Raw genomic sequence first — 20,028 nt, 5'->3', positions numbered from 1 at the left:
GGGGCGGTGTGTCAGTCAACTCATCTGTGTCAGACCTACCGCCCCGCCGGCAAGCCGTGCTGCTACGGGGTTTCGGGGGCCCAGGGGCAGTAGCAGCCCACCGCCATGGTGTGCGTCGCACTGACCGGTCTGTCCTGCAGCAGCGCCTGAAGGATCGGCTCGATGAAGCTGTTCTTCGAGTTGCACACCAGCCCTTCGCTGTAGGGTCCGAAGTAGGCGAGCCGGCCCAGGCGGTCCCAGATGGCCACCGCCGGGCTTGCGCTGATGCGTTCGGCGCCGGGCAGGCTGTTCAAGGGTTTGATCGCATCCAGAGTCGCCGGCAATTGGCCCTGGCTGCCGGGTTTGCGCACCGCGTAGAAATCAACGCCACCGGCCCCCGAGAACTGCGCCACCAGGTCGCTCAGATGCTGCTGGTTGCCGACATTGCACGGGCAGGCCGGGTCCCAGAAATGCACGACGCGAATGCGGCCCGGCCCCGCCAGTTCAAGCGGCAGGCTCAGGACATCGCCTGCAAACAATGCCGTCTGGTCACTGAACGCTCGCACATATCGGCCCTCAAACCACCCATAGGCCCACCACAGGGCTGCGGCACAGATGCAGGCGGCCAGCGCGATGAAAACGGTGCGACGTCGGGTGCGTGAGTGAGCAGTCATGGGGTGGCTTCGATTTGGGTGCCGTAGCTTGCCACGCCTTGGCGGACAGATGAAACTCGCAGCTACGATCACTCCTTGACCTCCATCTGCCTGATCTGGAATACCGATGTCCAACACGTTCGACCCCGACCGCCTGCGTGCCGGCCTCAAGCCCCTGGTGGAGAACCTCGCGCTCTCCGATGACGGGCAGGCCTACCAGCGGTTCTACAGCATGGCCGGGTTGGGCAGCGAAGGGCGGGTGAGCAGCCGGCTGGGGCGTTTCGAAGTCGGCGGATACGAAATCGTCACCCAATTGTGGACGCCTGAAAAGCCGGTCGCGACGCTGGTGCTGGTGCATGGCTTCTACGACCACATGGGCCTGTATCGCCATGTGATCGAGTGGGCGCTGGAGTTGGGCTATGCCGTGATCTCCTGCGACCTGCCGGGCCATGGCCTGTCCAGCGGAACGCGGGCGAGCATTACTGATTTCGCCGAATATCAGGTGGTGCTCGAGCGGTTGTTCGTCGAGGCCAGGGCACTGGAGTTGCCCCAGCCCTGGCACCTGTGCGGGCAGAGCACCGGTGGCGCGATTGTCATCGATCACTTGCTCAATCATGGCGAGCAGAGCCCGATTCAAGGGCAGTCGATTCTGCTGGCGCCGCTGGTGCGGCCACGGGGCTGGACCTGGTCGAAGGTCAGCTATTACCTGCTGCGGGCGTTCGTCAAAGGCATCGACCGGCGCTTCAGCGAGAACACCAATGTGCCGACCTTCATGCCGTTCCTCATAGCGGACCCCTTGCAGCCCAGACGTCTACCCACGGCCTGGGTCGGCGCGCTGGCCAAATGGATCGAACGCATCGAAAGCGCCCCGCGCAGCCCCCGCAGCCCGCTGATCGTCCAGGGCGAGTCGGACATGACCGTGGACTGGAACCACAACCTGGCGGTGCTCAAGGACAAGTTCGACCATCCGCAGATCTTCATGCTCCATGAAGCACGGCATCATCTGGCCAATGAATTGCCGGAGTTGCGGCTGCAGTTTTTCAGGTTCTTGACCCAGCGGATGGGGTGAGCCCCGCTCCGAGCAGGCTTGTAGGAGCGCGCTTGCCCGCGACGGCGGTGTGTCAGCGCCTCCAATGCCACAGTCCCACCGCCGTCGCGGGCAAGCGCGCTCCTACAGGAATTAGGGTGTCAGGAGCGGTTACTTTACCGGCTGCCCAACCGCCAAGCCCGCGCGAATCGCGGCCAGTGCGGCCTGGTAGTAGGCCTTGCCTTCGGCGGATTCGGCAAAGGTTGCGAACTCGTCCAGCTCGGCGTCGGAGAGATCCCGATACACATACAACAGCGTGTTGCTCATGTCATTGGCGATCTGGCCCATCAGGCGTTGGCGCTGGCCGTCGAGCATGGCCTGGGTGGTACCGCCGCCCATCAGTCCCGGAATCATCGAACTCAGGCTGTCAGCAGCCACGCCCGCAATCGCCAGGCTCACTTCGGCGCCTGCCTCCTTGGCCGGCAGGGCATTGGCCAGGTGGCCGATGATCAGCAGACGGTTGTCGTCAGCCTGCATGTGGGGCAGGCCCTGGGCGTTCTTTGCCAGTTGATCGGGGCGGGTGGCGGTCAGCTCGGCGTTGACGATCTTGCGTCCCAGCGGCGACTGGAAGAACTGCAGCGCCGGGTTGGGATCGGCCAGCGTCTGGCGCAGTTTCTGCTCGGCGCGCTGATCCATGGCCTGAGGGGCGAAGCGCTGGTTGCTGTTGCTGACGAGGGCGTCGAATACAGCAGGCGGCAGGCTGTTCTTGTAGCGCTGCTGGGCGGCCTTGAGGGCGTCGTTGAAGTGCGCGCGTTGATCCGGCCAACCAGCGATCTTGTAAAGCTGGTCATGGACGTCTGCCCAGACAGGCATGGTGCAGAACATCAACAGCAGGAAAAACAGACGGCGCATTAGTGACTCCTGTCGGCAAGCCGCTATTCTCGACGGCGCGGCGGGGATTTGTCGAGTTAACAGTTGCCAGACCCCAAGAAAACCGATGGGTTCGACGATCCTGCGTTTAAAGCGCCTGCCTGTTTATACACTGCGAAAAATATTCCTCGTCCAGCGGACCGCAGGAGCTGTTGGATTGCCCGGCGTATGGATACTATGCGCGGCATGTCCCTATCCCCTGATGATCCACTGCTGTTACGCATCGTCGACGACCTGGCCGAACGTGGCTGGTCGCAGCAGAACCTCTTTCTCACACCGGACCTGACCCGCGAGCTGGCCCTTGAATGCCGCACGCGCGCGGTTCAGGGCGAGCTGGCGCCTGCTGCCGTGGGACGCGGCGCGACGCAGGAAGTGCGCGAGGGGATACGCGGCGATCATATCCAGTGGATCGAGCCGGGGCAGGCCGCGTCCTGCGACCGCTATCTGGAACTCATGGACAGCCTGCGCCAGGCGCTCAATCGCGGGTTGTTCCTTGGCCTGGAAGAGTTTGAGTGCCACTTCGCGCTCTATCCGCCGGGGGCGTTCTACCGCAAGCATGTCGACCGTTTCCGGGACGATGACAAGCGCATGGTTTCGGCGGTGATCTACCTCAATGACGCCTGGCAGCCCGAGCATGGCGGGCAGTTGCGCATGTTCCCGAAAAACGCGCCCGAGTTCGACGTGCCGCCGCTGGGTGGCTGCCTGGTGGTGTTCATGTCCGGTGACATGCCCCACGAGGTGCTGCCTGCCTGTCACGAGCGCTTGTCGCTGACCGGCTGGTTCCGTCGGCGCGGCAATGAGCCGTTCGAGCTGTAAAAGATGAAATCTTCGACATAAATTCACTCTCCCGGCTGTCGCCGTGCCAGATCGGGCTAAGGTGAAGTCGTGAACCGGACGGGCTGGATCAAGGTCCGATTGTCGGCATCGATAAAAACGGGAGAGATCATGAAGACGCTATTTGCAAGAACTGCCTTGGCCGGCCTGCTGCTGGGCTCTGCATTCATGGTGCAGGCCGCCGATGTGCCGCGCACTGCATCGCCCGCTGGGGCCGAGGTGTACATCATCTCGCCCAAGGATGGCGCCACGGTCAATGGCACGTTCAAGGTGCAGTTCGGGCTCAAGGGCATGGGCGTTGCGCCGGCTGGCGTGGATGTGCCGGATACCGGGCACCATCACCTGCTGATCGACGTGAAGGATCAGCCGGACATGAACGCACCGCTGCCCACCACCGACAGCATTCGCCATTTCGGCAAGGGCCAGACCGAAACCGAACTGACCCTCACCCCTGGCCAGCACACCTTGCAGCTGCTGGTGGGCGACAAGAGCCACATCCCGCTGAACCCGCCGGTGGAGTCGCAGAAGATCACCATTACCGTTAAGTAACGCACATGATTTGAATTCGACGCCTGACCCGTAGCAGCATGGCTTGCCAGCGGGAGCGATCTTGAAGACGCCCCCGCCGGCAAGCCGTGCTGCTACGGGATCGGTGTTGGCAGGCACAAAAAAAAGGAGACCCGAAGGTCTCCTTTTTCATTTGCTGCACAAGGCTTAGAACAACACGCGGCTGCGGATGGTGCCTTTGATGTGCTGCAGTTTCTCTTGCGCCAGGTCCGAGTACTCGGCGTCGACGTCGATGACCACGTAACCGACTTTCTCGTTGGTCTGCAGGAACTGACCGGAGATGTTGATGCCGTTTTCCGCGAACACCTTGTTGATTTCCATCAGCACGCCCGGGATGTTTTCGTGGATGTGCAGCAGGCGGTGCTTGCCAGGGTGAGCCGGCAGGGCCACTTCAGGGAAGTTGACCGAAGACACCGAAGTACCGTTGTCGCTGTACTTGACCAGCTTCTCGGCCACTTCCAGACCGATGTTGGCCTGGGCTTCGGCGGTGGAGCCGCCGATGTGCGGGGTCAGGATCACGTTGTCCAGGCCACGCAGCGGGCTTTCGAAGATGTCGTCGTTGGAGCGCGGCTCGACCGGGAACACGTCGATGGCGGCGCCGATCAGGTGCTGGTCCTTGATCGCGCCGGCCAGGGCGTCCAGATCAACCACAGTGCCGCGAGCGGCGTTGATCAGGATCGCGCCTTTCTTCATGGCGCGGATTTCTTTCTCGCCGATCATCATCTGGGTGGACGGCAGTTCAGGCACGTGCAGGGACACGATGTCAGCCAGGCCCAGCAGCTCGGTCATGCTGGTGACCTGAGTGGCGTTGCCCAGTGGCAGCTTGGTCAGCGGGTCGAAGAAGAACACCTGCATGCCCAGGCTCTCGGCCAGGACCGACAGCTGCGTACCGATCGAGCCGTAGCCGATGATGCCCAGTTTCTTGCCACGGATCTCGAAGGAGTTGGCCGCGCTCTTGATCCAGCCACCGCGATGGCAGGAAGCGTTTTTCTCGGGAATGCCGCGCAGCAGCAGGATGGCCTCGGCCAGCACCAGTTCGGCAACGGAGCGGGTGTTGGAGTACGGCGCGTTGAATACGGCGATACCACGCTCGCGGGCAGCGTCCAGGTCAACCTGGTTGGTGCCGATGCAGAAGCAGCCAACGGCGACCAGTTTCTTGGCGCAGTCGAACATTTCTTCGGTCAGTTGGGTGCGAGAGCGAATGCCGATGAAGTGAGCGTCGGCGATCTTTTCCTTGAGCTCGGCTTCCGGCAGAGACTTGGTGTGGTACTCGATGCTGGTGTAACCGGCGGCCTTGAGGACGTCGACGGCGGATTGGTGGACGCCTTCGAGAAGAAGGAACTTGATCTTGCTCTTGTCGAGGGAAGTCTTGCTCATCTGCGTAAACCTGTGTCCCGGAGAAATTGGCAGGAAATGGACAGCGCAAGCTGCCTCGCGGCGCAATGGCGCCACCGAGAGTCGGCCTCAGGCACGTCTCTGCGGGGGCGGTATGCTAGCATATGTGCCCCGCTAAATACCCGTTCCTGCGACGTGAAGCGTTCTCAGGATAATCATGAATAATCCGAGAGTTCTGCTGATGACCGACGTTGCCGCGATGGAAGAACTGAAGGGTCTGGTCGAGCCTGGCAAGGTGCTGACCGACCCGCAATCCCTCGAAGCCTGGGGCAAGGACTGGACCCGGCAATTTGCCCCGGCGCCCAGTGCAATCGTGTTCCCCAAGACGGTCGAGCAAGTCCAGGCCATCGTGCGCTGGGCCAATGCGCACAAGGTCGCGCTGGTGCCCTCGGGTGGCCGGACCGGGCTTTCGGCAGCGGCGGTGGCGACCAACGGCGAGGTCGTGGTTTCCTTCGACTACATGAATCAGATTCTCGAACTCAACGCCACCGACCGCACCGTGCGCTGCCAGCCGGGCGTCATCACCAAGCAGCTGCAAAACTTCGCCGAGGAGAACGGGCTGTATTACCCGGTGGACTTCGCTTCGTCAGGTTCCAGCCAGATTGGCGGCAACATCGGCACCAATGCCGGCGGAATCAAGGTCATTCGCTACGGCATGACCCGCAACTGGGTCGCGGGGCTGAAAGTCGTCACCGGCAAGGGCGACATCCTTGAGCTGAACAAGGACCTGACCAAGAACGCCACTGGCTACGACATGCGCCAGTTGTTCATCGGCGCCGAAGGCACCCTGGGGTTTGTGGTCGAGGCCACGATGCGCCTGGACCGCGAGCCGAAGAACCTGACCTGCATGGTACTCGGCACCCCTGACTTCGATTCGATCATGCCGGTGCTGCACGCCTTCCACGGCAAGCTGGATCTGACAGCCTTTGAGTTCTTTTCCGACAAGGGCCTGGCCCGAATCATGGCCCGTGGCGACGTGCCCGAGCCTTTCGCCACCAAAACTCCGTTCTATGCGCTGCTGGAGTTCGAAGCCGTCAACGAGGACGTCTCCAACCAGGCGCTGGAAATCTTCGAGCATTGCGTGGAGCAGGGCTGGGTGATCGATGGAGTGATGAGCCAGAGCAAGCAGCAGTTGCAGAACCTGTGGAAGCTGCGCGAATACCTGTCCGAAACCATTTCCCACTGGACGCCCTACAAGAACGACATTTCCGTGACCGTCTCGAAAGTGCCGGCCTTCCTCAAGGAAATCGACGCTATCGTCAGCGAGCATTACCCGGATTTCGAAGTGGTCTGGTACGGCCACATCGGCGACGGCAATCTGCACCTGAACATCCTCAAGCCCGAGAACCTGGACAAGGCCGAGTTCTTCGCCACCTGTTCGAAGGTCAATAAGTGGGTGTTCGAGATTGTCGAGAAGTACAACGGCTCGATTTCCGCCGAGCATGGCGTGGGGCTGGTCAAGCGCGACTACCTTGAATACAGCCGCTCGCCGCTGGAAATCGACTATATGAAGGCCCTCAAAGCTGTCTTCGATCCTAACGGCATCATGAACCCGGGCAAGATCTTTGCGGTGTAAGCTGCACCCGCTGCCAAACGCACTCAGGAGCGCTCAATGAGCTACCAGCACAAATACATCGACGGGACCAAGGTCCATTTCCCCCTGGGCAAGGTGGTCTGCATCGGCCGCAACTACGCCGAACACGCCAAGGAGCTGGACAATCCGGTGCCGACCGAGCCTTTGCTGTTCATCAAGCCGGGCAGTTGCGTGGTGGAAATCGAAGGTGGTTTCAGCATTCCAGAGGACCGGGGATCGGTGCATTACGAGGCTGAAATCGTTGTACTGATCGGCAAGTCCCTGAGCAAGAACCCGAGCCGCGAAGAAGTGCTGGATGCCATTTCCGGCTTCGCTCCGGGCCTGGACCTGACCTTGCGCGACGTGCAGTCCAAGCTCAAGGAGAAGGGCCTGCCGTGGGAAATCGCCAAGTCGTTCGACGGCGCGGCGGTGATTGCGCCGTTCGTGTCGGCCGATGCCTACCCGGACCTGACCGACATCGCGATTCGCCTGACCGTCAACGGCGAAGTGCGCCAGGACGGCAACAGCAGCCAGATGCTCAACCCCATCGTGCCGATGATCCAGCACATGGCGTCGCAGTTCTCGCTGCAGGCGGGCGACCTCATCATGACCGGCACGCCGGCGGGCGTAGGGCCGTTCAACGTGGGCGACCAGATCGTGCTCGAACTGCCGGGGCAAAGCCGTTTCGAAAGCGACGTGCGCTGATCGTCGCCGTTTCACTGAAAGGCCGCCTGTGAGAGATTGCAGGCGGCTTTTTTGTTTTCAGTAAGTGGATGTAACGAGAGCGTCCGGATTGCCGTTTTTTTCACACTCGATCCGGATAATTCCTCGCCGACCGCAGCGCACAGACGCTGTGCCAATGGATTTTTCAGGATCGTCTCGATGACCGTTAACACCCCGCCGCAGAGCAACCCCAAAAGCAGGCTGCATTTCAGTTGGTCCTGGCTGTTGATCGCCCTGGTGGTGATTCTCGTGGGCCTGTCGTATGCCTGGCATTGGGATGATCGCGGGCTGCTGTGGTTGCGTGAGCAAACGGCGTCGGCTGCCGAGCGCCAGGCGAGCATCTGGCTGCCGGATTACCGGGTGGTGATCGACGGCAAACCGCTGGCCGGACTGGAAAAGGACGAGGCTTCGGACCTGTCCTATGACCCGTCCACCAAGACCCTGTACTCGGTGATGGGCAAGAACGCCTTCCTCGCGGAGCTGAGCGTGACGGGTGACGTGCTGCGCAAGATCCCGCTGGTGGGCTGGAGCAACCCCGAGGGCGTGGCGGTGCTGGGCAATGGCCTGCTGGCCATCGTCGATGAGCGTCAGCACCTGATGACCATGGTCACCGTGACGCCCGAGACCAAGAGCCTGAACATCGCCGATTTCCCCAAGTATGACCTGGGCCCGTCGGTTGACCAGAACAAGGCCTTCGAAGGCGTGGCCTGGGATGCGCGCAACCAGCAGATCCTGCTGGGCGAGGAGCGTCCGCCGGCACTGTTCAGCTGGAAATCCGACGGCAGCGCCGTGTTGAAAGGCGACAAGCAGAAGCTGCCTGACACCGGCAACCTCATCATGCGCAACCTCTCGGCGCTGCATGTCGATCAGAAGACTGGGCACCTCCTGGCGCTGTCGGCGGAGTCGCATCTGCTGCTGGAGCTGGACGAGAAGGGCAACAAGGTCAGCTTCATGAGCCTGATCCGCGGCCTCAACGGCCTGGACCACACCATCCCCCGCGCCGAGGGCGTGACGATGGACGAGGAAGGCACCCTTTATATGGTCAGCGAGCCGAACCTGTTCTATTCGTTCAAGAAGAAGTGAGCTTTCCCCCCAATCCGGCCCGCCGCCGTCTTGTAGGAGCGCGCTTGCCCGCGATAGCGGTGTGTCTTTGCAACATACGTGACTGACACACCGCCCTCGCGGGCAAGCGCGCTCCTACAGAACTGTTGGGTGCTGGGTTTTAAGTCTGGTTTCAGACTAGGGTGATATTAATGCGCCCCCTTCTGAAACCGAGCTCCGTACATGCGTCGCCCGTCCCCTTTCAAAACGGTGCTGCTCACCTTGCTGGCCGTCCTTGCGCTGGCGTTGTCGTTCATCGTCGTGCGCGAATACCGCGTGGTCGAGCGGGTGTGGTTCAACTGGCATGTGTTCTGGCAGGCCAGTGATGCACAGGCGATGGGGCTTGATGACTATGAAGTGGTGATCGAAGCCCGAACCATCGAAGGCCTGGAAGACAACGTCTCGGCCCTGAGCTTCGACCCCGATCGCAACACCCTGTTTACCGTGACCAACAAAGACCCCGAGTTGGTCGAGCTGAACCTGGAGGGCCGTATTCTTCGGCGCATCCCCCTGACCGGGTTTGGCGATGCGGAAGCTGTGGAGTACATCAGCCCCGGCATTTATGTGATCAGCGATGAGCACAGCCAGCGGCTGATCAAGGTGCAAGTGGATGACGACACGCGGTTTCTCGATGCCGCCGACGCCGAGCAACTGACCCTGGGTATCAATGCTGGGGGCAACAGTGGTTTTGAGGGGCTTGCCTACGACAACAAGGGCAAGCGCCTGTTTGTCGCCAAGGAGCGCAAGCCGGTACAGATCCTTGAAGTGCGCGGCTTCCCGAATCCCGATGACAGCACCCCGAGTACCCTTGAAGTGACGTCGAGCAAACAGCGTGATGCCGGGTTGTTCGTGCGTGATCTTTCCAGCTTGCAGTTCGATGAAATCAGCGGCCACTTGCTGGCGCTGTCCGATGAGTCGCGGCAGATCCTGGAACTGGACACCTCGGGTCGGCCGGTGGGCAATGTGTCGTTGAGCAAAGGCAGCATGGGGCTGGCCAGGGGCGTGCCGCAGGCGGAGGGTATTGCGATGGGGGCAGACGGGACGTTGTATGTGGTCAGCGAGCCGAACCTGTTCTATTCGTTCAAGAAGCATTGAGGCCAATTCGCTGCAACCCTTGGCTCACCGCAATTTCTGACGCACCGCAAACCTGTAGGAGCGCGCTTGCCCGCGATTGCGGTGTGTCTGTGCCGAATACGTGACTGACACACCGCCGTCGCGGGCAAGCGCGCTCCTACGGGGCGATTAACGAGTAAGGGTTTTCACGCCTTCTTGCGTACCCAGCAGCAACAGGTCCGCCGAGCGTGCGGCGAACAGGCCGTTGGTGACCACACCGACGATGGCGTTGATCTGCGCTTCCAGCGCGACCGGGTCGGTGATGTTCATGTTGTGCACGTCGAGGATGATGTTGCCGTTGTCGGTGATCACGCCCTCACGGTAGACCGGGTCGCCGCCCAGCTTCACCAACTGGCGTGCAACGTGGCTGCGGGCCATCGGGATGACTTCCACTGGCAGCGGGAACGCACCCAATACCGGCACCAGCTTGCTGCCGTCGGCGATGCAGATGAAGGTCTTGGCCACGGCCGCAACGATCTTCTCGCGGGTCAAGGCCGCGCCGCCGCCCTTGATCAGGTTCAGGTGCTCGTCGCTCTCGTCGGCGCCGTCGATGTAGAACTCCAGGTCGCTGACAGTGTTCAGCTCGTACACAGGAATACCGTGGCCCTTGAGGCGTGCAGCGGTGGCTTCGGAGCTGGCGACCGCGCCGTCGAACGCACCCTTGTGCTGAGCCAGGGCGTCGATGAAGCAGTTGGCGGTGGAGCCGGTGCCGACGCCCACGATGCTTTTGTCGTCGAGTTTGGGAAGGATGAAATCGACGGCGGCCTGGGCAACGGCCTGTTTCAGTTGATCCTGGGTCATGCGGGGGCTCCAGTGGTAAAGAGCCTGTAGGAGCGCGCTTGCCCGCGACAGCGTCGTGTCAGCCGACACATTCATGTCAGGTAAAACGCATCGCGGGCAAGCGCGCTCCTACAGGGTAGCGATCTGTTGGGGGCGGGCATTATAGCGACATGCCGTGGTTAAAGCCTGACTCTTGGTGTGGTCGTCGGTCGGGGCGCGGGGTAGACTTCTTGGCCTTGCCCCTTTTCGCCAGTGATGCCCTCCCGATGCTCGAACAGTACGTCAAGAAAATCCTCACCTCCCGCGTTTACGACGTCGCCGTGGAAACCCCGTTGCAGGGCGCCCGCCAGTTGTCAGAGCGGCTCGGCAACCAGGTGTTGCTCAAGCGTGAAGACCTGCAACCGGTGTTCTCCTTCAAGATTCGCGGCGCCTACAACAAGCTGGCGCAGTTGAGCGCGGAGGAACTGTCACGTGGCGTGGTCACGGCCTCGGCGGGCAATCATGCGCAAGGCCTGGCGCTGGCAGCGAAGAAGCTGGGGATCAAGGCCACTATCGTCATGCCCAAGACCACCCCGGAGATCAAGGTCGAAGGCGTGCGCTCTCGTGGCGGAAAAGTGGTGCTGCACGGGGACTCTTTCCCTGAAGCCCTGGCGCATTCTCTGAAGCTGGTCGAGGAAAAGGGCTACGTCTATATCCACCCTTATGATGATCCGGACACCATCGCCGGCCAAGGCACGGTGGCCATGGAAATCCTGCGTCAGCACCCGGGCAAACTGGACGCGATCTTCGTGCCGGTGGGCGGCGGCGGGCTGATTGCGGGCATCGCGGCCTACGTGAAGTACCTGCGCCCGGAGATCAAGGTGATCGGCGTAGAGCCGGACGACTCCAACTGCCTGCAACAGGCCATGGCCTACGGCGAGCGCGTGGTGCTGCAGCAGGTCGGGCTGTTTGCCGATGGCGTGGCGGTGGCGCAGATCGGCCAGCACACCTTCGACATCTGCAAGGATTACGTCGATGAAGTGATTACCGTAAGCACCGACGAAATCTGCGCGGCGATCAAGGACATCTACGACGATACCCGCTCGATCACCGAGCCTGCCGGCGCCTTGGGCGCAGCCGGGATCAAGAAATACGTCGAGCAATACGGCGTCACCGGGCAGACCCTGGTGGCCATCGAATCCGGCGCCAACGTCAACTTCGACCGCCTGCGTCACGTCGCCGAACGCGCCGAACTGGGCGAAGGCCGCGAAGCGATCATTGCCGTGACCATCCCCGAGCAGCCTGGCAGTTTCAAGGCCTTCTGCGAGGCCGTGGGCAAGCGCCAGATCACCGAATTCAACTACCGCTACCACACCGACCGCGAGGCGCACATCTTCGTCGGCGTGCAGACCCACCCCGAGAACGACCCGCGCAAGGCGCTGATCGCCAGCCTCACCGAGCAGGGCTTCCCGGTGCTGGACCTGACCGACAACGAACTGGCCAAGCTGCATTTGCGGCACATGGTGGGCGGGCATTCGGAGCGGGTCAGCGATGAAGTGGTGCTGCGCTTCGAATTCCCGGAGCGGCCGGGAGCACTGTTCAACTTCCTGAATAAGCTGGGCGGGAAGTGGAATATCTCGATGTTCCACTACCGCAACCACGGCGCGGCGGATGGCCGGGTTGTCGCAGGCTTGGTAGTGCCGGAGGAAGAGCGGCACCTGGTGCCCAAGGCGCTGGAGGAGATCGGGTATCCGTATTGGGATGAGACGAATAACCCGGCGTACAAGCTGTTCCTCGGCTGACTCGACGCAACCCTGTAGGAGCGCGCTTGCCCGCGACGGCGGTGTCTCTGTCGCATCAATGTTGTCTGACACGCCGCGGTCGCGGGCAAGCGCGCTCCTACAGGGCGAGAACCACGCCTCGCCGGCAAGCCGGACTGCTACGCTAAAAATGCTGCTCAACTAAGGACGCATACGCCATGGAACACTTCGCTGCACTGAAAATCCTGCACATGGCCAGCACCGCGCTGCTGTTCATCTGTGCGCTGGCGCTGATCGTCTGGATCGTTCGTGGGCGCAAGGCTGGTGATCTGACCGTGCAGAACCGGGCCATGCAGCGGCCCTGGGTGTTCGTCTGGCTGTTGATGGGCCTGTGCCTGCTGACCCTGCCGATCAGCGGCTGGTGGCTGGTGCACTACGCGGGCTGGTCGCTGGGGCAGATGTGGCTGCTGGCGGCCAGCATTCTGTATACCCTCGGCGCGCTGAGCTGGGCCTGGCTTGCGGTGCGGGTCAATCGACTGCGCAAGCCGGTGATTGTCGGCAATCCGAAATTCACTCTGGGGCTGGCTGTCTTCAGCGTCGTCTGTTTCGTCGCCATCGCCGGGCTCATGGGCGCCAAGCCGGTCTAACCTTTTTTGCGCAATTTTCGGACTCTACCGCCTCGATGAGTGCTTACCTGCTGCTCAAAACCCTGCACATCCTGTCATCCACGATTCTGTTCGGCCTCGGCGCAGGCTCTGCCTATTACGCCCTGCGGGCCTGGCGCACGGGCAAGGTCGAGGTCATCGCGGTGACCTTCAGGCATCTAGTCTTCGCTGACTGGGCCTTCACCACCACCACCGCGATTTTCCAGCCATTGAGTGGCCTGGGGCTGGTGTTGCTCGCGGGCTGGCCGCCCCATCAGAGCTGGCTGATGTGGAGTTTCGGGCTGTATGTGCTGGCGGGAATCTGCTGGCTGCCGGTGGTGTGGCTGCAGATCAGGGTGCGCAACATGGCGGATCGGGCGCTGGAGGAGGGTACGGCGATGCCGATGAAGGCGACTGTTTATATGCGCTGGTGGTTTGGCCTGGCGTGGCCTGCGTTCTTTTCCTTTACGGCCATCTTCTATCTGATGGTGGCCAAGCCTGTGTGAGAGGTCGGCGGGCGATCATTGTCGTCTGGCCCATTGCCGTCGCGGGCAAGCGCGCTCCTACAGAGAAATGCGATCAGCTGTAGGAGCGCGCTTGCCCGCGAAGACGTAATCAATCGCGCAACGAAATCACCGGCCAGCCGCGGCGGGTCGCCTCAGCGCGCAGCTTCTCGTCAGGGTCCACCGCCACCGGGTTGGCGACTTGCTCCAGCAGCGGCAGGTCGTTCATCGAGTCGCTGTAGAAATAACTGTCGTCCAGATTGAAGCCGTTTTCCTCGATCCAGCGGTTCAGGCGCGTCACCTTGCCCTCACGGAAGCACGGCACATCGGTGGTACGACCGGTGTAGCGGCCATCGACCACTTCGCACTCGGTGGCCAGCAGGGTGTCGATCCCCAGGCGGGCAACCACGGGCGCGGTAACGAAACGGTTGGTCGCGGTGATGACCACCAGCTTGTCGCCTGCATCGCGGTGCTTGGCAATCAGGGCCATGGCCTTGGGCAGAATCAGCGGCTCGATGCAGTCACGCATGAAATCGTCATGCCATTCGTCGAGTTGTGCCATCTCGGTGCGGCCCAGAATCTCGAGGCTGAAATTCAGGTAGTCGGTCAGGTTCAGGGTGCCGGCCAGGTAGTCCTGGTAGAAGGCATCGTTGCGCGCTTTGTAGGCGGCCCCGTCGAGGATGCCGCGTTCGCACAGGTAGTCACCCCAGGCGTGATCGCTGTCACCGCCCAAAAGGGTGTTGTCGAGGTCGAATAAAGCCAGGCGCATGGGTTACTCGCTGAAATGACTGGAAAAAGAGCACAAGAATACGAGGTTTTTTCGAGAGACTGCATCTATTAATGCGGTTGTCGCGATAAGCTGTCGCCGCCTCGTTGCTGCCTTCACGATCTTTGTGGAACAATGCGGCGACATGCGTTTGCGAGGTTGTAGCCGTGATCGACCCCGATGGTTTCCGCCCTAATGTCGGGATAATTCTGACAAATGATGCTGGCCAGGTTTTATGGGCTCGCCGTATCAACCAAGATGCCTGGCAGTTTCCGCAAGGGGGGATCAACCCTCAGGAGACGCCGGAGGACGCGCTCTACCGCGAATTGAACGAAGAAGTCGGGCTGGAACGGCACGATGTTGAAATTCTTGCCTGCACCCGGGGCTGGCTGCGCTATCGTCTGCCGCAGCGTCTGGTGCGTACCCACAGCCAGCCGCTGTGCATCGGCCAGAAGCAGAAATGGTTTCTCCTGCGCCTGATCTCCAACGAGCAGCGGGTGCGGATGGATTTGACCGGTAAACCGGAGTTCGATGGCTGGCGCTGGGTCAGCTATTGGTACCCGTTGGGCCAGGTGGTGACATTCAAGCGCGAAGTGTATCGCCGCGCACTCAAAGAGCTTGCCCCGCGCCTGTTGGCGCGCGACTGACACGGAGTTCGACCCCGAGCCATGCTCAATACGCTGCGCAAGATCGTCCAGGAAGTTAACTCCGCCAAGGATCTCAAGGCGGCGTTGGGGATTATTGTGTTACGCGTCAAAGAGGCCATGAGCAGCCAGGTCTGCTCGGTCTATTTGCTCGATCCCGAAACCAATCGTTTCGTGTTGATGGCCACCGAGGGCTTGAACAAGCGCTCCATCGGCAAGGTCAGCATGGCGCCCAATGAAGGTCTGGTCGGCCTGGTCGGTACGCGCGAAGAGCCGCTGAACCTGGAAAACGCCGCCGATCACCCTCGTTATCGCTACTTTGCCGAAACCGGCGAAGAACGTTTTGCCTCATTCCTCGGCGCGCCGATCATTCACCATCGGCGCGTAGTCGGCGTTCTGGTCATCCAGCAAAAGGAGCGTCGTCAGTTCGACGAGGGCGAAGAAGCCTTCCTGGTCACCATGAGCGCGCAATTGGCCGGGGTTATCGCCCACGCTGAAGCCACAGGTTCCATTCGCGGCCTGGGGCGTCAGGGCAAGGGTATCCAGGAAGCCAAGTTCGTCGGCGTGGCCGGTTCGCCCGGTGCGGCGGTGGGTACGGCGGTGGTCATGCTGCCCCCGGCCGACCTTGAAGTGGTGCCGGACAAGACCGTCACCGACATCGATGCCGAACTGAAACTCTTCAAGAACGCTCTCGAAGGCGTTCGTAGCGATATGCGTACGCTTTCGGCGAAGTTGGCCACTCAATTGCGCCCGGAAGAGCGTGCGCTGTTCGACGTTTACCTGATGATGCTCGACGATGCCTCGCTGGGCAGCGAAGTCACCAACGTCATCAAGACCGGGCAATGGGCACAGGGCGCGCTGCGTTCGGTGGTCAACGAGCACGTCAGCCGCTTTGAATTGATGGACGACGATTACCTGCGCGAGCGCGCGTCGGACGTCAAGGACCTGGGCCGTCGCCTGCTGGCCTATCTGCAGGAAGAGCGCCAGCAGGCGCTGGTCTACCCCGACAACACCATTCTGGTCAGCGAAGAACTGACGCCGGCCATGCTCGGCGAGGTTCCGGAAGGCAAGCTGGTCGGCCTGGTGTCGGTACTGGGTTCGGGCAACTCCCACGTCGCGATCCTGGCCCGGGCCATGGGCATTCCGACCGTCATGGGTGCGGTGGATCTGCCGTATTCCAAGGTCGATGGCATCGATCTGATCGTCGACGGCTACCATGGCGAGGTCTACACCAACCCCAGCGAAGTCCTACGCAAGCAGTATTCGGTGGTGGTCGAGGAAGAACGCCAACTCTCCCAAGGCCTGGACGCCCTGCGCGAACTGCCTTGCGTGACGCTGGACGGGCACCGCATGCCGCTGTGGGTCAACACCGGGCTGTTGGCCGACGTGGCCCGCGCGCAGCAGCGTGGCGCCGAGGGCGTGGGGCTGTATCGCACCGAAGTGCCGTTCATGATCAACCAGCGCTTCCCGAGCGAGAAGGAACAGCTGGCGATCTATCGCGAACAACTGGCCGCCTTCCATCCGCTGCCGGTGACCATGCGTACGCTGGACATCGGCGGTGACAAGGCGCTCTCGTACTTCCCGATCAAGGAAGACAACCCGTTCCTGGGCTGGCGCGGCATCCGCGTGACCCTCGATCACCCGGAAATCTTCCTGGTGCAGACCCGCGCGATGCTCAAGGCCAGCGAAGGCCTGAACAACTTGCGCATCCTGCTGCCGATGATCTCCGGCACCCATGAAACCGAAGAAGCCCTGCACCTGATCCACCGTGCCTGGGGTGAAGTGCGTGACGAAGGCACCGATGTGCCGATGCCGCCGGTGGGGGTGATGATCGAAATTCCTGCGGCGGTTTATCAGACCCGCGAGCTGGCGCGTCAGGTGGACTTTCTGTCGGTGGGCTCCAACGACCTGACCCAGTACCTGCTGGCCGTGGACCGCAACAACCCGCGTGTGGCCGACCTGTACGACTACCTGCACCCGGCGGTGCTGCAAGCGCTGCAAAACGTGGTGCGCGACGCCCATGCCGAAGGCAAGCCGGTCAGTATCTGCGGCGAGATGGCCGGTGATCCGGCGGCGGCGGTGCTGTTGATGGCGATGGGCTTCGACAGCCTGTCGATGAACGCCACCAACTTGCCGAAAGTGAAATGGATGCTGCGCCAGATCAACCTGAGCAAGGCCAAGGAGCTGCTGGAGCAGTTGATGAAGAACGACAATCCGCAGGTTATCAGCAGCTCGTTGCAGTTGGCCCTGAGGAATCTTGGCCTGTCGCGGATGATCAATCCTTCGCCAGTCAAAGGCCACTGACCGCGTCACCTTGTAGGAGCGCGCTTGCCCGCGACCGCGGTGTGTCCGTGACGAATGGGTTCGCTGACACACCGCAGTCGCGGGCAAGCGCGCTCCTACAGGGGGAATGCTGATCGTGCCCACGCTCTGCGTCAGCCTGGACGCAGAGCGTCCGGTGCAGCGTAACCACGCGGAGCGTGGGAACGATCATTGGGGGGGGCGTCAGATTTGTAGATCCACCTCGCCCAACCTCCCGCCATAGGGCCCGAAACTGCGCTCCACCATCCTGCGCCCGCCATCGGCCGAGACGATCAGCACGGTGCTCGCCCGTGTTCCGTAGTTAGGGCTGGCGATGAATACGCTGGACAGCAGCTTCTCCGTCGCATGCCCCACGCCGGTATTCGGCAGTTCGGCTTCACTGGCAGGCTCAGGGTCGGCGAGGAAGCTGAACAGCGCTTCCGGCTCCGGCGTATCCAGGTGCCCGGCCAGCGCCGTTCGGGCTTTGACCAGCTTGGGCCAAGGCGTATCGAGCCCGGCATTGGAAACCCCGTACACCCCCGCCTCCAGCCGCCGGGGCACGGGCTGCGCGGCGTTGAGAAAGTGCAGCTCCTGCCGATCGCCCACCAGGAGATTGAACCCGCCATACTCCGCCGCTCTACCTGCGACCTCCCGCAGATAATCCTCAATCGACATCGATCCGCTCAAAAACTGAGCAACCAGCTCCCCTCGTGAGCGCCGTCCCAGCGGCTTGCCCGGATCGCGGATGTTGGTCAGCGCCGCAAACCGGCCCTCGGCACTGACCCCAAGCCAGGTGCCGCCTGCTTCCAGATCCCGCCCGGCATAGACGCCAGGGGCATGTTCCCACTGCGCCAGCGGCAAGGTGGGGCGGGCGTAAAACTCGTCGCGGTTAGCCGCTAGAATCAATGGCTGAGGGTGGGCAGGGCGCCAGGCGAAGACGATCAGGCACATGTGGCCTCCTTTTTTCGGTCACTTTACGCATACCCGCGATTGGCATCCATCGCTCACCGCTAGAGCGCGATGGCCTGCTCCGGTAACATGCCGCTCTGATTTTCGGAGAGTCCCATGGAATTTCTTCTGTATCTGGCTCTGGGCGCGTGCGCCGGGGTGCTGGCCGGACTGTTTGGCGTCGGCGGCGGCATCATCATCGTTCCGGTGCTGGTGTTCAGTTTCACCCTGCAAGGTTTCGACAGTTCGGTCCTGACGCACCTGGCCGTGGGCACCTCGCTTGCGACCATCGTCTTCACCTCGACGCTGTCGGTCCGCGCCCACCATCGCCTGGGCGCGGTGCAGTGGGCGGTCTTTGGGTGGATGACCGTGGGGATCCTGATCGGCGCGGGGCTGGGTTCGCTCACCGCCAGCTACATTGCCGGGCCGAACCTGCAGAAGATCATCGGCGTATTCGCCATTCTGGTCGCCATCCAGATGGCGCTGGACGTCAAACCCAAGGCCAGCCGTGGCGTGCCCGGCAAGGGCGGGCTGACCGCCGCTGGCGTGGTGATTGGCTGGGCCTCGGCGATTTTCGGCATCGGCGGCGGCTCGCTGACCGTGCCGTTTCTGACCTGGCGCAGTCTGACCATGCAGCAGGCCGTGGCGACCTCATCGGCCTGTGGCTTTCCCATCGCGGTGGCCAGTGCGATAAGTTTCATGATTCTTGGGTGGCACGATCCGTTGTTGCCATCGCATAGTCTCGGTTTTGTTTACCTGCCAGCCCTGATTGGCATTGCGGTCACCAGCATGTTTTTCGCCCGTTTCGGCGCGAAGCTGGCCCACAAGCTGTCACCCAGGATGCTGAAACGACTGTTCGCCCTGTTGCTGGTGGTCGTGGGTACCAGTTTTCTGATTTGATTCGTCGCTCTGTGAGCACACCAACCTGAGGAGTCGCAATGCTGCCTTACCCGCAGATTGACCCGGTAGCCGTGGCCATCGGTCCGCTGCAAATTCACTGGTACGGCCTGATGTACCTAGTCGGCATCGGCAGTGCCTGGTTCCTGGCCTCGCGCCGCCTGAACAAGTTCGACCCGACATGGACCAAGGAAAAACTCTCGGACATGATCTTCTGGGTCGCCATGGGCGTGATCGTCGGCGGGCGGCTGGGCTACGTGCTGTTCTATGACCTGCCCAACTACATCGCCAACCCCCTGCTCATTTTCGAGGTATGGAAGGGCGGCATGGCGTTCCACGGCGGGTTCATCGGCGTGATGATCGCGACGTACTGGTTCGGCAAGCGCAACGGCAAGTCGTTCTTCCAGCTGATGGACTTCATCGCGCCGATGGTGCCGATCGGCCTGGGTGCCGGGCGCATCGGCAACTTCATCAATGGCGAGCTGTGGGGCAAGCCGACCGATCTGCCGTGGGCGATGGTCTTCCCGCCGTTCAGCGATCCTGCGCAGTTGCCGCGCCATCCGTCGCAGCTGTATCAGTTCGCGCTGGAAGGTGTGGCACTGTTCGCCATTCTTTACTTCTTCTCGCGCAAGCCGCGCCCGACCATGGCCGTTTCCGGCATGTTCGCGCTGTTCTACGGCATTTTCCGTTTCGTCGTGGAGTTCGTACGTGTACCGGACGCCCAACTGGGTTACCTGGCCTGGGGCTGGGTCACCATGGGCCAGATCCTCAGCCTGCCGATGATCATCGGCGGCCTGGTGCTGATCTGGCTGGCCTACCACCGCGCGCCTGCTGCCAACAAGGCAGCCGTTTGATTTCGAATCGCCGGGCCTGCGCGCCCGGCCGGTTCACCGATACAGAGGGCCTTAGGG

General features: G+C 61.9%; 20 protein-coding genes. 14 read left to right on the top strand and 6 right to left on the bottom strand.

The features are described from left to right. Nucleotides 1-62: 62 nt before the first annotated feature. A complete protein-coding gene (locus tag ACIPOO_RS08540; protein WP_400605866.1) occupies nt 63-653 on the bottom strand; it encodes a DUF6436 domain-containing protein in 591 nt (196 codons plus the stop codon). A gap of 106 nt (nt 654-759) precedes the next feature. Here ACIPOO_RS08540 and ACIPOO_RS08535 point away from each other — a divergent pair, with 106 nt between their 5' ends. Further along, the gene (locus ACIPOO_RS08535; RefSeq protein WP_400605864.1) at nt 760-1,701 is read left to right on the top strand and encodes an alpha/beta hydrolase; all 942 of its coding nucleotides are present in this window, start codon (nt 760-762) and stop codon (nt 1,699-1,701) included. A gap of 129 nt (nt 1,702-1,830) precedes the next feature. On the opposite strand, the gene ACIPOO_RS08530 is transcribed toward ACIPOO_RS08535, so the two are convergent. Next, on the bottom strand, nt 1,831-2,571 hold the full coding sequence (locus ACIPOO_RS08530) for a DUF2059 domain-containing protein (RefSeq protein ID WP_274133139.1): 741 nt from the start codon (nt 2,569-2,571) through the stop codon (nt 1,831-1,833). A 195-nt stretch (nt 2,572-2,766) separates the two neighbouring features. On the opposite strand from ACIPOO_RS08530, the gene ACIPOO_RS08525 reads away from it, so the two are divergent. Continuing rightward, nucleotides 2,767-3,405 (top strand): 2OG-Fe(II) oxygenase, encoded by a 639-nt coding sequence (locus tag ACIPOO_RS08525; protein WP_400606357.1) that lies wholly within the window; start codon nt 2,767-2,769, stop codon nt 3,403-3,405. 186 nt (nt 3,406-3,591) lie between these two features. Further along, nucleotides 3,592-3,972: a DUF4399 domain-containing protein gene (locus tag ACIPOO_RS08520; RefSeq protein ID WP_400606355.1), complete on the top strand. Its 381-nt coding sequence runs from the start codon at nt 3,592-3,594 to the stop codon at nt 3,970-3,972. 165 nt (nt 3,973-4,137) lie between these two features. Here ACIPOO_RS08520 and serA read toward each other — a convergent pair whose 3' ends face one another. Further along, nucleotides 4,138-5,367, bottom strand: a complete 1,230-nt coding sequence (gene serA / locus ACIPOO_RS08515) for a phosphoglycerate dehydrogenase (RefSeq protein WP_400605861.1) — start codon at nt 5,365-5,367, stop codon at nt 4,138-4,140. Nucleotides 5,368-5,566: 199 nt separating this feature from the next. Here serA and ACIPOO_RS08510 point away from each other — a divergent pair, with 199 nt between their 5' ends. The 4 genes from ACIPOO_RS08510 to ACIPOO_RS08495 all read left to right on the top strand — a co-directional run bounded on the left by ACIPOO_RS08510 (nt 5,567) and on the right by ACIPOO_RS08495 (nt 9,877). After that, complete coding sequence (locus tag ACIPOO_RS08510; protein WP_400606353.1) at nt 5,567-6,961, top strand: FAD-binding oxidoreductase; 1,395 nt, start codon at nt 5,567-5,569, stop codon at nt 6,959-6,961. Nucleotides 6,962-6,997: 36 nt separating this feature from the next. Further along, the gene (locus ACIPOO_RS08505; RefSeq protein WP_274133136.1) at nt 6,998-7,663 is read left to right on the top strand and encodes a fumarylacetoacetate hydrolase family protein; all 666 of its coding nucleotides are present in this window, start codon (nt 6,998-7,000) and stop codon (nt 7,661-7,663) included. Between the two features lie 177 nt (nt 7,664-7,840). After that, nucleotides 7,841-8,764, top strand: a complete 924-nt coding sequence (locus ACIPOO_RS08500; protein ID WP_400605858.1) for an SdiA-regulated domain-containing protein — start codon at nt 7,841-7,843, stop codon at nt 8,762-8,764. Nucleotides 8,765-8,965: 201 nt separating this feature from the next. Further along, nucleotides 8,966-9,877, top strand: a complete 912-nt coding sequence (locus ACIPOO_RS08495) for an SdiA-regulated domain-containing protein (protein WP_400605855.1) — start codon at nt 8,966-8,968, stop codon at nt 9,875-9,877. 147 nt (nt 9,878-10,024) lie between these two features. On the opposite strand, the gene rpiA is transcribed toward ACIPOO_RS08495, so the two are convergent. Then, a complete protein-coding gene (rpiA, locus tag ACIPOO_RS08490) occupies nt 10,025-10,696 on the bottom strand; it encodes a ribose-5-phosphate isomerase RpiA (protein WP_400605853.1) in 672 nt (223 codons plus the stop codon). A 245-nt stretch (nt 10,697-10,941) separates the two neighbouring features. Here rpiA and ilvA point away from each other — a divergent pair, with 245 nt between their 5' ends. The 3 genes from ilvA to ACIPOO_RS08475 all read left to right on the top strand — a co-directional run bounded on the left by ilvA (nt 10,942) and on the right by ACIPOO_RS08475 (nt 13,564). Further along, on the top strand, nt 10,942-12,456 hold the full coding sequence (gene ilvA, locus ACIPOO_RS08485; protein ID WP_400606350.1) for a threonine ammonia-lyase, biosynthetic: 1,515 nt from the start codon (nt 10,942-10,944) through the stop codon (nt 12,454-12,456). A gap of 176 nt (nt 12,457-12,632) precedes the next feature. After that, a complete protein-coding gene (locus ACIPOO_RS08480; RefSeq protein WP_400605850.1) occupies nt 12,633-13,061 on the top strand; it encodes a DUF2269 family protein in 429 nt (142 codons plus the stop codon). 35 nt (nt 13,062-13,096) lie between these two features. Continuing rightward, nucleotides 13,097-13,564, top strand: a complete 468-nt coding sequence (locus tag ACIPOO_RS08475; RefSeq protein WP_400605847.1) for a DUF2269 family protein — start codon at nt 13,097-13,099, stop codon at nt 13,562-13,564. 109 nt (nt 13,565-13,673) lie between these two features. On the opposite strand, the gene ACIPOO_RS08470 is transcribed toward ACIPOO_RS08475, so the two are convergent. Continuing rightward, complete coding sequence (locus ACIPOO_RS08470; RefSeq protein WP_400605844.1) at nt 13,674-14,330, bottom strand: HAD family hydrolase; 657 nt, start codon at nt 14,328-14,330, stop codon at nt 13,674-13,676. Between the two features lie 164 nt (nt 14,331-14,494). On the opposite strand from ACIPOO_RS08470, the gene ACIPOO_RS08465 reads away from it, so the two are divergent. Both ACIPOO_RS08465 and ptsP read left to right on the top strand, forming a co-directional pair. Beyond that, the gene (locus ACIPOO_RS08465) at nt 14,495-14,974 is read left to right on the top strand and encodes an RNA pyrophosphohydrolase (protein WP_062379340.1); all 480 of its coding nucleotides are present in this window, start codon (nt 14,495-14,497) and stop codon (nt 14,972-14,974) included. Between the two features lie 21 nt (nt 14,975-14,995). Beyond that, nucleotides 14,996-17,275, top strand: coding sequence for a phosphoenolpyruvate--protein phosphotransferase (gene ptsP, locus ACIPOO_RS08460; RefSeq protein ID WP_400605842.1), 2,280 nt, complete (start codon nt 14,996-14,998; stop codon nt 17,273-17,275). Nucleotides 17,276-17,476: 201 nt separating this feature from the next. Here ptsP and ACIPOO_RS08455 read toward each other — a convergent pair whose 3' ends face one another. Further along, nucleotides 17,477-18,223: an NRDE family protein gene (locus ACIPOO_RS08455; protein WP_400605840.1), complete on the bottom strand. Its 747-nt coding sequence runs from the start codon at nt 18,221-18,223 to the stop codon at nt 17,477-17,479. A gap of 114 nt (nt 18,224-18,337) precedes the next feature. Between ACIPOO_RS08455 and ACIPOO_RS08450 the strand changes: the two genes are divergently transcribed. Beyond that, on the top strand, nt 18,338-19,120 hold the full coding sequence (locus tag ACIPOO_RS08450) for a sulfite exporter TauE/SafE family protein (protein WP_400605837.1): 783 nt from the start codon (nt 18,338-18,340) through the stop codon (nt 19,118-19,120). Nucleotides 19,121-19,158: 38 nt separating this feature from the next. Then, nucleotides 19,159-19,971, top strand: a complete 813-nt coding sequence (gene lgt / locus ACIPOO_RS08445; RefSeq protein ID WP_400605834.1) for a prolipoprotein diacylglyceryl transferase — start codon at nt 19,159-19,161, stop codon at nt 19,969-19,971. The last annotated feature ends 57 nt before the right edge of the window (nt 19,972-20,028 follow it).

Source organism: Pseudomonas sp. NPDC090201 (assembly GCF_044746825.1).
Lineage (GTDB): Bacteria > Pseudomonadota > Gammaproteobacteria > Pseudomonadales > Pseudomonadaceae > Aquipseudomonas > Aquipseudomonas putida_AD.
The sequence above is the reverse complement of the archived record's forward strand: the minus strand, read 5'-3'. Positions and strand labels throughout refer to the sequence as shown.